We start from the raw sequence: 14,250 nt of genomic DNA, 5'->3' as shown, positions 1-14,250 counted from the left end.
ATGGCAGTCCTCGCTCTCGCGTTAGCAGCAAGCGCATGCGCCCCGGCGCAGGCCGGCCCGGACGAGGCGGACGCGCGCCCCTCCGTCGTGGCCACGACCACGATCCTGGCCGACCTCGCGGCCAACGTCGCGGGCGATCGCGCCGTCGTGCGTGCGCTCATCCCGCCGGGAGCGGATCCGCACTCCTACGAGCCGGGGCTGCGCGCCGTGCGCGACATAGCCAACGCCGACCTCGCCCTGACGAACGGGCTTCTTTTGGAACCGGCGCCCGTGGTGCCGGTCGCGGAGAACCTCGCGCGCTACGGATCTGAGCTCGTCTCCCTGGTGGAAAACGTCGCGCTCGACGCGGTCTGGCTCGGCCTGCGTGTCGCGGGCAGCGGCTTATCGACGACCGACTATGCCACCCTGGCCTTAACAGATGTCCGGGGCCCCGGCGACGCCGCGGCCTACATCACGACCACGTTCGGCCAGCCTGAGGTGCTGTTCAACAGCGCCGATGGGCTGGATTCCGCCGACGAAGTCGTGCTGCCGGTGGGCGCGCACACGCACGTGTCGTGGGCGTTTAGCGCCCCGGGCGTCTACGAGCTCGACGTTGCAGAAGCCGCCGGCCCCGCGGCCACTGTCACGGTGGCCGTCGGCGTCGACCCCGCGACCTCAACCGGGATCAACGACCCCGTTGTCATGGACGCGGGGCACGTGGACATCACCGCGGACGGCGACGTCATCGAGCTGGTCTTGGACACCGACCACGGGGCGAAGCAGTCCCTCGATCCGGCGGGCGCAGTGATCGCCGTGCCGGGCACGACTTTGCAGCCGATCCCGGGCGATCCGGCGTTTCGCTTCCTCGGCCGGCCCGGTGCCGAGACATACCTGTTGCCGCAAGCGGTACTCGGCCGACACGTCCACGGGGAAAGCGACCCCCACGTGTGGCACGACGTGACCGCAGCTGCGGCGATGGTGCAGGTGATCCGCGATGAGTTGGTGCGCGTGGACCCCGCAGGGGCGGGAGAATACCAGCGCAACGCCAACGCCTACCTCGCGGAACTGACCCAGGTGGACGCCTACGTGCGGGAGCGGATCGAATCAATCCCGGCGCAGCACCGCCACCTGGTGACGACGCACCACGGCTACGCCTACCTCGGCCGCGCCTACGGGATCTCCATCGCCGGTTTCGTCAGCCCGAACCCCGCTGTGGAACCGACCCCGCGTGACCTCATCGCACTGACGCGCACGCTGGAAAACCTCCAGGTCCCCGCGGTGTTTTTGGAGCCGCAGCTGGCGCGCCAGTCCTCCCCCTTGACGGAGACCGCAAAAGACCTCGGCATCGCGGTGTGCCCCATTCGCGGCGACACCCTCGACGACGGGGCCCCGACATACGCCGATTTTATGAAGCAGAACGCGGACAGCCTGGCTCGTTGTTTGGCTTAAGCCCGCCACCGCGTTCGATCACGAGAATAGGAGTTTTCCATGTTTTCACCGACCCGCACCACGGCCCTCACCCTCGCGGCGGCTCTCACTGTTGCCCCGGCCGCGCTGGCGGCCACCGCCCCGGTGGATCCTGCGCTGCAGCAGACCGTCACTGCTGACGAGGCCGTGGCATCCCCCGGGACTGCGGCTACCATCGAGGCCGGCCACGTCGACCTCGGCCCGTTGCCGGGGCCCGACCAGGGTCAGTTCGATCTCCTCGCCCGCGACGACACGTCCGTGCCGCCTGTCTGGCGCCACACCGACGACGTCGTTTTGCGCATCGGCGATGCCGCGGCCCAGACGCTCCCGGAGGGCGACCAGTTTGAATTCACCGGCGCCGCCCCCGGCCAGACCGTGTGGGTTGTCCCGCAGACAGAGGTGCCCGGGGTTCCCTGGCTCGGTTGGAACACGCAAAATCCGGACCTGATCGGTGCAGCGGACCGCGGCGTGACCTTTGAGTTCGCGGGCCACGAGGGCCCGGGCCAGTTCAGCCTCTTCCTGCAAAACGGTGGCTTTGAGCCGCCCCAGCTGCTGTGGAACTCCGCCGCCGAGGGCACGCAGCCTTTCTTCGCCGAGCTGAACACGCACACCCACGCCAACTGGGTCTTTACCGAGCCGGGCATCCATCAGGTCGCGCTGCGCGTGACCGTGCCGCTTCTCGACGGCACGGAGACCTCCACCACCCAGGTCATCACCTTCGCGGTGGGCGACGCCACCGACGTCGAAGCCGCCCAGGCGACGACCTGGACGGGCGACTTCCGCGCCGCCGCGGACTCGGATACCGCTGCCGGGCCCGGCGCGTCGGAGACGTCCGGCATCTGGTGGCTGCTCGGGGCGGGTGTTCTCCTTCTCGTCATCGTCGCCGCGGCTGTCGTGGCTGTGAGCCGGAAGGGTGGGCGTCGATGAGCGTGCTCACAGTAGAGGATCTGGCGGTATCCCTGGCAGGTCGGCCCGTCATTGGCGGTGCGTGCCTGTGTATCGACGAGGGTGAATTCGTTGGGCTGTTGGGGCCGAACGGGGCGGGGAAGACAACGCTGCTGCGCTCCATTCTTGGGTTAATCCCGATTGAGGCGGGGCGCGTCGACGTGTGCGGCAAGACGGGGCGCGCGGTGCGCGATCTCATCGGCTACGTCCCGCAGCGCCACGAGGTGGCCTGGGACTTCCCCATCGACGTGCGCACGGCCGTCATGGGCGGGCGCACTGGGCTGATCGGCTTCTTCCGGCGCCCGGGCGCGAAGGACCACGAGGCCGTCGACGAGGCCTTAGAGCGCGTTCGGCTCAGCGATTTATCGCACCGCCCGATCGGGGAGCTCTCCGGCGGGCAGCGCCAGCGCGTGCTCGTCGCGCGCGCCTTGGCCACGCGCCCTAAAGTGCTGCTTCTCGACGAACCCTTCACCGGCCTCGACATCCCCAGCTCGGAGCAATTGCTCGAGCTGTTTGACAACCTGGCGGGCCAGGGCACCGCAATCGTCATGTCCACCCACAACCTCGCCGAGGCTGTTCATGCCTGCCACCGGCTGGTGCTGTTTAACCGCACGGTCGTCGCCGAAGGCTCCCGGGCGCGCCTGAACATCGCCCAGCCCTGGATCGATACCTTCGGCGTGCGCCCGGATTCCCCTCTCCTATCCGCCGTGGGGGTGAACGCGTGATGCTCAGTCCCCTCGAGTTCGTCTCCGACCTCGCCAACCCAGCGCTCGGGTTTTTGCCGCGCGCCTTGGTCATCTCCATCATCGTGGCCGCGGTGTGCGGCGTGGTGGGCACGCACGTGGTCCTGCGTGGGATGGCCTTCATCGGTGATGCCGTCGCCCACGCCGTCTTCCCCGGGATCGCCATCGCCTTCGCGCTGGAGGTCTCCATTTTGTTCGGCGGCGCTGTCGCCGGGGCGTCGGTGGCTGTTCTCATCGCGGTGTTTTCCCAGCGTCGGCGGGTGAAAGAAGATACCTTGATCGGGATCTTTTTCGCCGCTTCCTTCGCTCTCGGCCTGGTCATCATCTCGCGCGTGCAGGGCTACACGGCGTCGTTGACCAGCATCCTGTTCGGCTCCATCACGGGAGTGTCCGAATCCGACATCGTGATCGCCTTTGTGGTCGGGGCGGGCGTCGTCACGCTGCTCATTGCCCTGACCCCGCAGCTGACCGCTCTGGCCCTGGACCGCGAAACGGCGCGCGCGATGAACCTGCCTGTTCTCGCGCTTGACGTGGTCCTTTATCTGGCGGTGACCGCCGCGGTGGTGATTTCGTTGCGCACCATCGGCAACATCCTCGTTCTTGCGCTGCTGATCACCCCGGCCGCGACCGCGCGGCTTCTGACCAACCGCCTGCCGTCGATGATGGCGCTGGCCGCACTCATCGGCGTCGGCGGGTCCGTGTGTGGGCTGTACCTGTCCTGGGCCCTCGACGCGCCAACCGGCGCGACGATCGTGCTCACCTTGACCGCCGTCTTTCTGTTTACCTGGGTTGCTCAGCCCGTCCGCTTCCGTTCGAAAGTACCCGCATGAAACGACTCGCTTCTGCACTCCTTACCGCATCGCTTGCCACTACCCCCCTCTTTTTCGCCCCTCCTGCCTTCGCCGCCGAGCCTTCCGTGTGCGGCACCGCCGTCGACGTCGGACACATCATCCGCAACGGGCACCAGGACCTGCGACCGCAGCCGGGCGGGGGCGTGGTGGTGCGTGACGAGGGCGAAGACCGCAACTCCGGTGAGTTCAGCGTCGCAGTACCGGGGTCGACGTGGTCCTCCATTGACTACCCCTCGCTGCCCGCGCGCATGTACTACCTCAGCTCGGTGCAAAAGAAGGACTTGCCGTGGTTCGGCTTTTCGGCAGAAGACATCGCCACCACCGCAGAGATCTCCTTCGCCTCCGTGGAGGGTCCCGGCCGCGTCCTCGCGTGGGTAACCCCGCTGGGCGAAAAGCCACGCATCCTTCTCGATAGCGCCTCCCCCCGCACCGCGATCCACCTCAACGAGCGCCAGCACTTGCACGTCGAGTGGGGGTTCACCGAGCCCGGCGCCTACTCCGTCACCTTCAATGTCGCCTTCGGTGCGCACCGCGCGACCTTGAACACGCTCTTCCTCGTCGGCGACGACACCCTCGACGAGGCGGAGCGGACGGGCAGTGCCACCGTGGAATGCGTCGAACAGAGCGAAATCCCGCCTCTCGCCCCCGAGGACGACCAGGACGGCACGGGCGGGCCGAGCCGAGATGGCGTCGACCCAGCCGAAATCACCCGCAACCTCAACGCCCTGACGAGGGAGTTCACCGCCCTGGACAAGGCGTGGGGCGGCTTTACCTCCCAGGTGTTGAAGGAGATTTACCCCTCGACGACCGCCCCGGCGCCCACCCCGGCCCCGCGCTCCCCCGCCACGCGCTCCGGCGAGCCGACGAAGCAGTCGGCCCCGGCACGGAGCGCCACCGCGAAAGGCCAATCTCCCGCCCCGACCTCGCTGCGCTCGACCTCCGTTGCCGCCGCGCCCGCCCAGCAGGCGCCGGCGCAGAAGGCCCCGGCACAAAAAGCTCCGGCACAAAAAGCCCCGGCACAAAAAGCTCCGGCACAAAACGCTTCTGCCCAGCAGGCCGCCTCGCAGTCGGGGCCGACCACTGCCCCGGGCGCGGAGCCCATCCCAGACGCCGCCCCGAGCGCGGCTCAACCCCCGGCCCAGCCGGTCACCTACGCCGCCCCGGAGACGCAGGCCGCCAGCGCGACATGGCAGCAGGGCACCTGGTGGGCCGGTCTCGTACTAGGGCTTGGCATCGCTTCCCTGTTCGCCGGGGTGCTGTTCTTCTTCAGCGCCCGGCGTGTCCTGTCCCACCTCGACGGGCGCGGCTAAGAGGCGTCACAGGGGCCGGCGCGCGAAGCTGGGCGCCCGTTTAGCCAGGTCTGAGCAAGCGGGTAAGATCTGCCTCCATGCGTGCGAACCGACCGACCACCGCCCCGGACTTCCTGTTGTCCCGGGCGCACGGCTCGGTACGCACCCAAGGCAGCCGGGAAACCTTCACGGACGCCTGGGCTGCCATCGACGCTCTTTCCTCGGGCCGCGTCGAGATGGTCGTCGGGGCGCTGCCTTTCGACGTCGACTCGCCCGCGGCGCTGACCGTGCCGGAACGCGTCATCCGCGAGGACGGGCCGCTGGAGCCGCCCGCTTACTACCGGTTCGGTGAAGGCGCGCGCCTGCGCGCCTCCGTCACCGGGCTCGACCCGGAGCGCGGGGAGCACCTGAGGCGGGTGGAGGCGGCGATTGGCACGATCCGGGCCTCCAAACTGGAAAAGGTGGTCCTTGCCCGCGCCGTCGACATCGCCTTCGATCCGCCGGTGGACCCTCTCCTGGTCGCCGCGCGGCTGATCGACAACTCCTCCCACAGGGACGGATTCATCGCCGATCTCTCCCCCGCCGGGCGCGCCTCCGTGCTGGTTGGGTCCTCCCCGGAGGTGCTGGTCCGGCGCTCCGGAGACACCGTCAGCGCCTTCCCGCTGGCCGGCTCGGCTCCGCGGCACCCGAACCGGGCCGAGGACGCCCAGCGCGGCGAGCGCCTCGCGGCTTCGGCGAAGGACAGGATCGAGCACGCCTTTGTGGTCGAGCACCTGCGCGGCGTTCTCGCGCCGCTGTGCTCAGAGCTGTTCATTCCGGAGACGCCCGAGCTGACGAAGACGAATGAGATGTGGCATTTGGCCACTCCGATCGTCGGTAAGCTCAAAAAGCCCGAGCTTTCGGCGCTGGAGCTGGCCGTGCGCGTGCACCCGACACCGGCGATCTGCGGGACACCGACGCATGCGGCGGAGGCCCTCATCGGCACGGCCGAGTCGGACCGGGGGTTCTACGCGGGCGCGGTCGGATACACGGACGGCACGGGTGACGGCGAATATATGGTGGCTATTCGCTGCGCTGAGGTCGCCGCGGACGGCACAACCGCGCGGGCCTGGGCCGGCGGCGGGCTGGTCGCGGACTCGGACCCCGCCGCCGAGCTCGACGAGACCACGGCGAAGCTGCGCACGATCATGCGCGCCTTCGGGCTCTAGCTGTGCTTCCTCGGGAGGTTGTGAACGGATGAGCCAGGCGCGTCAGTTCAGGCCCGCTCAATCGGGTTTCCCAGCGTGCCGATGCCCGGGATCTCCACCTCGATGTAGTCGCCCGGGACCATCTCGGCGGTGCCGGCCGGGGATCCGGTGCAGATCACGTCGCCCGGCAGCAGGGTGAACGACGATGTGATGAACTCGATGATCTCTCCGAGGTTCATGATCATCTGGTTGGAGTTGGAGTCCTGCTTCGTCTCGGTCACGCCGTCGTGGGTGAGATGGGCCTTGATCGGGGTGTTGGTGAAGTCGAACTTCTCCAGGTCCGTCTCAATCCACGGCCCGAGGGGGCAGAAGGTGTCGATGCCCTTCGCGCGGGCCCACTGACCGTCGGCGAACTGCAGGTCACGGGAGGAAACATCGTTGACGACGGTGACTCCGCGCACCACGGATTTCCAGTCCTTGGCCTTGACGTTCTTGCAGGGGGTGCCGACCACCAGCGCCATCTCCCCCTCGAACTCGACCTTCGTGGCAAACTCCGGGATCCGGATGGGCGCCTGGGGGCCGATCACGGATGTCGGCGGCTTGAGAAACAGCGTCGGAGGCAGGTGCTCGGCGGACTGCTTGAACACCTCGGCGACGTGGTCGGCGTAGTTGCGGCCGATGGCCACCACCTTCGAGGGCAGCATCGGCGCCAGCAGCCGAACCTGGTCGAGTTGCCACTCCTTGCCGGTGTATTCGGGTTCCGTGAAGGGCGTGCCGGCGATGGCCTTCGCGGTGGTCGCTTCCTCGTCAATAACGGCGAAGGTCATACCTTCTGGTGTTGCAATTCGTCCAAAACGCATGGGGCACAGCTTACCTACACTGCAGCTCTACGACGCGGTGAGCGCGAGGTAGAGCTCGGCGCAGGCAATCGCGTCCGTCACCGCGTTGTGGTTGCGGTAGGCGGGCAACCCGTAGCGCTGCCTCACGCGCGCCAGGCGCAGGTCCTCCCCGCGCGGGTAGGTGCCCATGCGCTCCATGTGGCGCCGCTCGAGTGCGAAGGTGTCCACCACCTCCGCGGGCTGGAACGTCCACGCGACCCCGCGCGTGCGCTTGAACGCGTGGCTGATAAACCCAGTTTCCATTTGCGCGAAGTGCGCCAAAAGGTAGCGTTCCTTGAGCGCGCGCTCGAACTCCTCGAGGATCTCCTCCAGCGCCACGCCCCGGCGCGCGATGTCCTGGTCCGTCACGCCGTGGAGGGTGGCGGAATCGCCGACCTCGGCGCCGGCGACGAGAAAGTCGCGCGCCCCGGATAGGTCGATGACACGGTCGGTCACCGGCACCCAGCCGATGGCGACGAGCTGGTCGCGCCCCGGTTTCAGGCCCGTGGTTTCCACGTCGACGGCAAGCAGGTGGCCTTCGTTGAGTGTGCGAGCGCCGCGCCGGAAAAACATCTACACGGCCCTCACTGGGTAGGCGCTGGTCAGCGCGGACTGCAGGGACTTGATCACGCCGAAGGCGTCGCGCAAAGCGTCACGGTCCCGGCCGGGCAGCTGCTTCGGGTCGATGCGGTAATCGGGGCGCTCGCCCGCCCGAAGCTGGCGGGCCTGGTGGCGCAGCGCGAGGGTGGACAGGTACTCGTAGGCGCCAATGAGGTCCTCCGCCCCCCGCGCCGACACGCCCGTACCCGCAGCCTCCTTCAGGCGCGAGAGTGTATCCACGGCCTCAACCCCGGCTGTGATGGCGTAGAGGCGCGCCATCTGCACCACCGCGGCCGTGCCCCCCTTCTTCACGTCGAGGGTGTCGGCGTAGTCTCCGCTGCGTTCGACCACGAAGCCGCGGAACAGGCCGAGGGGAGGTTCGCGTCGCGTGGCCAGCGCGGCCAAGTGGGTGTGCAGCCGCCGCGAGCCGCGGGCTGCCGCTACCGCGCGGGTGTGCACCCGCTCCGCCAAAGCGGCGTCGCCCGCGATGCAGCGGAAGTCGAAAAAGACCTGCGTGTGCAGCAAGGCATCGGGCTCGGGGGCCGTCACCCAGCCGTGGAACGCCCGGTTCCACTCCGCTTCCCTCATCCGCCAGTGCGGGTTGGTGGCCATCATGTCGCCCGGGCACAGCGCCTGGCCCGCCTCCGAGAGCCCCGCGCAGACGAACTCAGCGACGTCCGCAAAGTACGTGGCCTGCTCCGGGTGCGCGGCGGGGTCGTAGGAGTCGTCGAGGATGAGTGCGTTGTCCTGGTCGGAGGCGGGCCCCATCTCGCGGCGCGCCTGCGAGCCGACCGCGACGAAGGCGAAGGGGACGGGAGCGGGGCCGAACCTCTCGATGGCGAGAGCAACGAGGCGGCGGGCGATGTTGTCCGCGATACTGCTCAGCAGCCGTTGCGCCTCCGCCGCGGAGGCCCCGCGCTCAAGGAAGCGGGCCGCCACAACCGCTGCGCGCTGATAGGCGCCCTTCAGTTCGGCTTCGTCGGCACGATCCACCGCTGCAGCCAGGTAGATCGGGTCGTTTTGCAAGGGGCGCATGATATCCGCGCTGCCCGCCACGCCGACGATGCCCTCGGGGCCTTCGACGGGAAGGTGGTGAAAGCCCAGCTCGCTCATGATGAGCATCGCCTCGAAGACCATGGTCTCAGCGCCGATGGTACGCACCGGCGAGGTCATCACCTCGGCCACCGGCCGCTGCGGGTCAAGCATTCGCGCCACCACGCGCGAGCGCAGGTCCCGGTCGGTGAGGATCCCGGTCTCCCCTTCGGCCTCGACCAGGATGTACGAGGAACGGTTGGCCTCCATTGCTCGCGCCGCTTCCGCAATGCTTGACGACGCCGAGATCAACGCCACAGGACGACCAGCGACGAGCTGCCCCATCGGGGTACGCAAAACGTCGGCGGCCGGGTTGCCCTCGCGCAGCTCGTCGGCGACGGCCCGGATCCGGCGCGACTGCGAGGCGAAGTAGCGCTCGCTTCCGGGGTTGGCGCGGACAAGCTCGGCGAACGCTTCGCGCGGGAGGATGAGCAGGACCGAATCCTCCACCGCTTCCATGGTGTAGCGGGAGGTGGGGGCGTCGACAAGCGTGGAATAGCCGAAGTTGCGCCCGGCGTCCCTGCGGTCCAGCAGGTTGCCCTCGCTGTCCATGACGTCGACGGCGCCGGACCGGATGACGTAGAGGTTGTCGTTGTCCTGGCCCGCCTCGATGACGCGCGCGCCGCGGCGCACGTAGGTAATGGCCATCTTGGCGGGAAGGCAGCGCAGCGTGTCCTCCGGCAGGCGCGCGAACGGCTCGTGCTGGGCGAGGAAGCCCGCGATCTCCTCCAGCTCGACCTTCATGCACCTACTGTAGCCCCGCGGGCCGGGCCAGAGGGGCGTTTTACTGGTAGCTCACGAACCAGGGGCGCGGCTCGACCTCCTGGTAGGTCTGCTCGGGGGTGAACATCGGCGTGTCCTCGTCGATAAAGTTCTTCCACGCCATGAAGAAGTTCGGGTCCAGGCCCTCGCGCAGAACGTTCCAGGTGTCGAACTTCTCGCCCGGGGTGCCGCGGCCGTCGGCGTGCAGGATGTACGACAGCTCGGGGTGGTCGGTGCGGATGTTTTCGCGGTCGGGGAACATGGTCACCTTGAACTGGTGCAGGATGAACGCCTTTTGGGGCAGGTTGTTGCTGCGGGTCAGCTCCGCGAGCCAGTCGGCCACCGCGTTGATCTCCTCGGCCGTTGCGGAGCCGACGCGCGACAGCGGCGCCTCGCCCGGGTTGAGCTTCCACTCCGCGTCCAGCGCCAGGCCGACGTTCGGCCGCTTGAGCAGGTCCTCGTAGAGCTTCGCCTGGTGCAAGAAGTCGCCCTGCCCCGGCTGGAGGTCGAGCACCGCGTAGCCGCCGGCCTCGGTGATGGCGTCGAGGTAGGGAACGACGTCGGCAGGGTCCGTCTCGTTGGAGTAGTCCCCGTCCTCGCCCGGCGAGTCGGAGGCGACCGTCACGATGATCTCGAAGGCCGGGATGATCGGCTGGGGATCGAGCGGGCGGTACTGCTCCGCGTACTGGTCCGCCAGCTGCGCGGCCTCCTGGGGGCCCTGCTCGCCCATCACGCCGAGCGCGGGGCCGGAGGGGTGGCCGTAGAGAGCGATCATGCGCCGGCCGGGAAAGACCAGACCGCCCCCGCCCGGCAGCTCGCCGTTGTGTGCAAGCTCCACGCGCGCACGGTAGTCCTCCGTCGTACCCCACTGGGCCCCGAGGGCGATCGTGTCCTGGTCGGTGACCGTCTGCATCGACTCGCCCGTCGCGCGGGGGTCGGCGACGTTGACAAGCGTCACCTCCGCCCCGGCCGCGCGCGCCGTGGCGGCCGCCGCCCGGGAGGTTTCGGGGGTGACCAGCACGGGGGGCAGGACGAGGTCGAGCGGCTCCGCGGGCTGCTGCGCGATGATCGAGGCAACATCTTCTTCCGGGCTCGGCGAGGAGACAGGCTCAACCTCGCCGCTTTCCGACGCCTCGATAACGTTCTCGGCACCGAGGCGTTCGATCTCGGCGTCGACGGCGGCATCGGTGCCGGGAAGGCGCGTCAGCATCGGCGCGCCGTTGGCGTTAGCCGCGGCGGCCGCGGCCAACTGGGACTGCCGATCGGAAGTGGCGACGACGACAGTGTCCGACTCCTCGAACAACCGCTGCGAGACCTCAACGCCGGTGCCGTCGGGGTCCGTGAGCACCTCAGGGCCGTTGGTCTCCAGCCGCGGCGTCTCCTGCTCGCCGCCCGCGGCGCCGTTTTCCGTATCCTCCCCGCACGCGGTCAGCACCGCTGCGGCGCAGGCGAGCGCGGCGCCGAGGGCGGCCGTTCGTGTAAATGCGGGGGTCATGTTCATGCGGTTTATCCTCTCCTGCGCATGCGTATCCGTTCCTGGCGCGAGACGCATTAGGTCCCGCGCACGCGTCTTTACCCTACTTCAGGGCCGCAACAATGCGGTCACCCACCTCGACGGTGCGCACCTCGCCGCCGCCGCGCGTAGCGACGTCCCGCTCAACCGCCTCGTCGATCCTCCCGGCGCCGGCTGTGTCGCCGAGCCACCGCAGCATCATGGCGACGGAGAGGATCATGGCCGTCGGGTCTGCCACGCCGCGCCCAGCGATGTCCGGGGCCGAGCCGTGCACCGGCTCGAACATCGACGGGTTCTGCCGGCTGGCGTCGATGCTGGCGGAGCAGGCCAGACCCACTCCCCCGGTGATCGCGCCGGCGAGGTCGGTGAGGATGTCCCCGAAGAGGTTGTCGGTGACGATGACGTCGTAGCGCTGCGGGTCAGTGACCATATAGATCGTCGCGGCGTCGATGTGGTTGTAATCCACCTCGACGTCCGGGAACTCGGGGGCCACCGCGTCGACGGTGCGCTGCCACAGGCCGCCGGCGTTGACCAGGACGTTCGTCTTGTGCACGAGCGTGAGCTTGCCGCGGCGCGCCGCCGCCTGGGCGAACCCGTAGCGCACGAGCCGCTCCACTCCGTAGCGGGTGTTCTGGGACACCTCGCAGGCGATTTCGTGCGGAGTGTTCTCGCGCATCGTGCCGCCGTTTCCGGCGTACAGGCTCTCGGTGCCCTCGCGGACGACGACGAAATCGACGTCCCCGGGGTTGGCTAGCGGGCTGACCGCGTTCGGGTAAAGGCGCGAGGGGCGCAGGTTGACAAAGTGATCCAGATTGAAGCGCAGGGGAAGCAAAAGGCCGCGCTCCAGCACGCCGGGGGGCACCTGGCGCGGGTCGCCGACGGCACCGAGCAAGATCGCGTCGTGCTCGCGCAGGCTGGCCAGGTCGGCGTCGGTGAGCAGCTCGCCGTTGCGCAGGTAGCGGCGCGCCCCCAGGTCATAATCTGTCGTCTCCACATCCGGGTGCAGAGCGCGCAGGACTTTCAGCCCCTCCTCCATGACCTCGGTGCCGATGCCGTCGCCGGCGATGACAGCGATCTTCATTTTTGAGATTCCTTTCTCACCTGATGGACTTCCGCTTCAGCCTATCAGGACCGCGGGAGCGCCGAGACGGATGTTCTGTTCCCGCAGCTCCGGGCGGGAAGCGCGGAGTCGGGGTTTGCCACGTGTTGCGGTCGACCTCAACGAAAACCGGGGCCCAAAACCCAAGGTCGCGCGCGAACGCGATGCGTTGCGGTCGACCACGGTCGACCCCAACGAAAACCGAGACCCAAAACCCCAGGCCAAACCCTGAGGATCCAAGCAGCGCTAATCCAGGTCGATCTGCGCGGTCACGGCGCCGACGGATGCGGCAATGCGCTGTTCAAGCTCTGCCGGGATCTCCTTTTCCACGCGGAGGATGAGCACGGCGCCGTCGCCCTTCGTTGCCTGGGTCAGGGCGGCGGCCTCGATGTTGATGTCGGCCTCACCAAGCTGGCTGCCCACCTTGCCTAGAGCCCCCGGTACGTCCGTGTAGCGCAGGAAGAAGTTGCGTCCTTCGGCTCGCAGGTCGAGTCCCCGGCCGTCGATGCGCACGATCTTCTCCACGCCGTCGAGCCCCGTCAGCGCACCGGTGACGGCACAGGCCTCGCCCGCCGCGGAGACCGCCTGGACCTCCAGGGTGCTGCGGTGGCTGCGCGCCTCCGTCGCGGTGTCCACGCTGTAGTCCAGGCCACGCTGCTGCGCGATCTGGGGGGCGTTGACGAAGGTGACGGGTTCGCTGGTGATGCCCGAAAACAGCCCACGCACGGCGGACAGTCCGAGCGTGTCCACGTCCTCCGTGGACAGCTCACCCGCGGCGGTGACCTTCAGCGAGACCGGGGCCTCCCCCAGCAGCTTGCCCGCGATGAGGCCGAGCTTGCGGGCCAGCTCCAGCCAACGTGCGACCTCCTCGCCGACGCGGCCGCCGGTGACGTTGACCGCGTCAGCGACGAACTCGCCGGCTAGCGCCTTGAGCACGGAGGCCGCGACGTCGGTTCCGGCGCGGTCCTGCGCCTCGACGGTGGAGGCGCCCAGGTGCGGGGTGACCACGACCTGGTCGAGGCCGAACAGGGGGGAGTCCGTGCAGGGCTCAGTGGCGTAGACGTCGAAGCCCGCGCCGCGGATGGCGCCGGATTCGATGGCGTTGGCCAGGGCGTGCTCGTCGACAAGCCCGCCGCGCGCAGCGTTGATGAGGATCTGCCCCTTCTTAGCCTTGGCCAGCAGCTCGGCGTCGAACATGCCCGCCGTTTCCTTCGTCTTGGGCAGGTGGATGGTGACGAAGTCGGCGCGCCCCATGAGCTCGTCTAGCCCGACGAGCTCCACGCCGAGCTGGGCGGCCCGAGCCGGATTGGCGTAGGGGTCATAGGCAATGATGGTGGTTTCAAACGCCGCCAGGCGCTGGGCGAAGAGCTGGCCGATGTGCCCGAAGCCGACGATACCGACGGTTTTGCCGAACACCTCGACGCCGGTGAAGGCGGAACGCTTCCACTCGGCGTCACGCAGCGTCGCGTCCGCCGCCGGGATCTGCCGGGCGGTTGCCAAAAGAAGGGCGATGGCGTGCTCGCAGGCGGAGTGGATGTTCGACGTCGGGGCGTTGACCACCATGACGCCGCGGTCGGTGGCCGCGGCGATGTCGACGTTGTCCAGCCCGACCCCGGCGCGGCCGATGATCTTCAGGTTGGGGGCGGCGTCGATGACCTCCTTGTCCACGGTCGTCGCGGAGCGCACGAGGAGGGCGTCCGCGTCCGGAACCGCGGCGAGGAGCTCGGTGCGGTTCGGTCCGTCGACCCAACGCACCTCCACGGAGTTGCCCAGGGCTTCGACGGTGGACGGGGCGAGCTTGTCTGCGATGAGCACGACGGGTCTGGTCACGGCGTATACTCCTGC

The 14,250-nt window shown here is 68.6% G+C and carries 12 protein-coding genes; 6 read left to right on the top strand and 6 right to left on the bottom strand.

Annotated elements, in window-relative coordinates; all coding sequences use genetic code 11:
• The 6 genes from CAURIS_RS04930 (at position 1) to CAURIS_RS04905 (ending at position 6,482) form a co-directional block, all read left to right on the top strand.
• Complete coding sequence (locus CAURIS_RS04930; protein WP_290343097.1) at positions 1 to 1,428, top strand: anchored repeat ABC transporter, substrate-binding protein; 1,428 nt, start codon at positions 1 to 3, stop codon at positions 1,426 to 1,428.
• 39 nt (positions 1,429 to 1,467) lie between these two features.
• Positions 1,468 to 2,373, top strand: a complete 906-nt coding sequence (locus tag CAURIS_RS04925; protein WP_290343096.1) for a choice-of-anchor M domain-containing protein — start codon at positions 1,468 to 1,470, stop codon at positions 2,371 to 2,373.
• Complete coding sequence (locus CAURIS_RS04920) at positions 2,370 to 3,116, top strand: anchored repeat-type ABC transporter ATP-binding subunit (protein WP_290343095.1); 747 nt, start codon at positions 2,370 to 2,372, stop codon at positions 3,114 to 3,116. The genes CAURIS_RS04925 and CAURIS_RS04920 overlap by 4 nt, the downstream gene beginning before the upstream one ends.
• Positions 3,116 to 3,964, top strand: coding sequence for an anchored repeat-type ABC transporter permease subunit (locus tag CAURIS_RS04915; protein WP_290343318.1), 849 nt, complete (start codon positions 3,116 to 3,118; stop codon positions 3,962 to 3,964). Before CAURIS_RS04920 ends, CAURIS_RS04915 begins: the two co-directional genes overlap by 1 nt.
• Positions 3,961 to 5,295: a choice-of-anchor M domain-containing protein gene (locus tag CAURIS_RS04910; RefSeq protein ID WP_290343094.1), complete on the top strand. Its 1,335-nt coding sequence runs from the start codon at positions 3,961 to 3,963 to the stop codon at positions 5,293 to 5,295. Before CAURIS_RS04915 ends, CAURIS_RS04910 begins: the two co-directional genes overlap by 4 nt.
• Before the next feature lie 77 nt (positions 5,296 to 5,372).
• Complete coding sequence (locus CAURIS_RS04905; RefSeq protein ID WP_290343093.1) at positions 5,373 to 6,482, top strand: isochorismate synthase; 1,110 nt, start codon at positions 5,373 to 5,375, stop codon at positions 6,480 to 6,482.
• Positions 6,483 to 6,529: 47 nt separating this feature from the next.
• Here CAURIS_RS04905 and CAURIS_RS04900 read toward each other — a convergent pair whose 3' ends face one another.
• From CAURIS_RS04900 to serA, 6 genes are all read right to left on the bottom strand, one after another.
• Entirely contained in the window at positions 6,530 to 7,321 is a 792-nt protein-coding gene (locus CAURIS_RS04900; protein ID WP_290343092.1) for a fumarylacetoacetate hydrolase family protein, read from the bottom strand.
• A 27-nt stretch (positions 7,322 to 7,348) separates the two neighbouring features.
• Positions 7,349 to 7,912, bottom strand: a complete 564-nt coding sequence (locus CAURIS_RS04895) for a 3'-5' exonuclease (protein WP_290343091.1) — start codon at positions 7,910 to 7,912, stop codon at positions 7,349 to 7,351.
• Positions 7,913 to 9,775: a putative nucleotidyltransferase substrate binding domain-containing protein gene (locus tag CAURIS_RS04890; protein ID WP_290343090.1), complete on the bottom strand. Its 1,863-nt coding sequence runs from the start codon at positions 9,773 to 9,775 to the stop codon at positions 7,913 to 7,915.
• Between the two features lie 40 nt (positions 9,776 to 9,815).
• Positions 9,816 to 11,288 carry a cell wall-binding repeat-containing protein gene (locus CAURIS_RS04885; protein WP_290343089.1) on the bottom strand — a complete coding sequence of 491 codons (1,473 nt, stop codon included), beginning with the start codon at positions 11,286 to 11,288 and terminating at the stop codon, positions 9,816 to 9,818.
• An 82-nt stretch (positions 11,289 to 11,370) separates the two neighbouring features.
• On the bottom strand, positions 11,371 to 12,387 hold the full coding sequence (locus tag CAURIS_RS04880; protein WP_290343088.1) for a 3-isopropylmalate dehydrogenase: 1,017 nt from the start codon (positions 12,385 to 12,387) through the stop codon (positions 11,371 to 11,373).
• 264 nt (positions 12,388 to 12,651) lie between these two features.
• The gene (serA, locus tag CAURIS_RS04875; RefSeq protein ID WP_290343087.1) at positions 12,652 to 14,235 is read right to left on the bottom strand and encodes a phosphoglycerate dehydrogenase; all 1,584 of its coding nucleotides are present in this window, start codon (positions 14,233 to 14,235) and stop codon (positions 12,652 to 12,654) included.
• Positions 14,236 to 14,250: the final 15 nt, after the last annotated feature.

The sequence above is a fragment of the Corynebacterium auris genome (genome assembly GCF_030408575.1).
Taxonomy (GTDB): Bacteria; Actinomycetota; Actinomycetes; order Mycobacteriales; family Mycobacteriaceae; genus Corynebacterium; species Corynebacterium auris.
The sequence above is the reverse complement of the archived record's forward strand: the minus strand, read 5'-3'. Positions and strand labels throughout refer to the sequence as shown.

Coding starts and splice junctions, on each gene's coding strand:
- CAURIS_RS04900 (WP_290343092.1), bottom strand. CDS start 7,321: ATGCGTTTTGGACGAATTGCAACACCAGAAGGTATGACCTTCGCCGTT.
- CAURIS_RS04880 (WP_290343088.1), bottom strand. CDS start 12,387: ATGAAGATCGCTGTCATCGCCGGCGACGGCATCGGCACCGAGGTCATG.
- CAURIS_RS04930 (WP_290343097.1), top strand. CDS start 1: ATGGCAGTCCTCGCTCTCGCGTTAGCAGCAAGCGCATGCGCCCCGGCG.
- CAURIS_RS04925 (WP_290343096.1), top strand. CDS start 1,468: ATGTTTTCACCGACCCGCACCACGGCCCTCACCCTCGCGGCGGCTCTC.
- CAURIS_RS04885 (WP_290343089.1), bottom strand. CDS start 11,288: ATGACCCCCGCATTTACACGAACGGCCGCCCTCGGCGCCGCGCTCGCC.
- CAURIS_RS04890 (WP_290343090.1), bottom strand. CDS start 9,775: ATGAAGGTCGAGCTGGAGGAGATCGCGGGCTTCCTCGCCCAGCACGAG.
- CAURIS_RS04915 (WP_290343318.1), top strand. CDS start 3,116: ATGCTCAGTCCCCTCGAGTTCGTCTCCGACCTCGCCAACCCAGCGCTC.
- CAURIS_RS04910 (WP_290343094.1), top strand. CDS start 3,961: ATGAAACGACTCGCTTCTGCACTCCTTACCGCATCGCTTGCCACTACC.
- CAURIS_RS04920 (WP_290343095.1), top strand. CDS start 2,370: ATGAGCGTGCTCACAGTAGAGGATCTGGCGGTATCCCTGGCAGGTCGG.
- CAURIS_RS04895 (WP_290343091.1), bottom strand. CDS start 7,912: ATGTTTTTCCGGCGCGGCGCTCGCACACTCAACGAAGGCCACCTGCTT.
- CAURIS_RS04905 (WP_290343093.1), top strand. CDS start 5,373: ATGCGTGCGAACCGACCGACCACCGCCCCGGACTTCCTGTTGTCCCGG.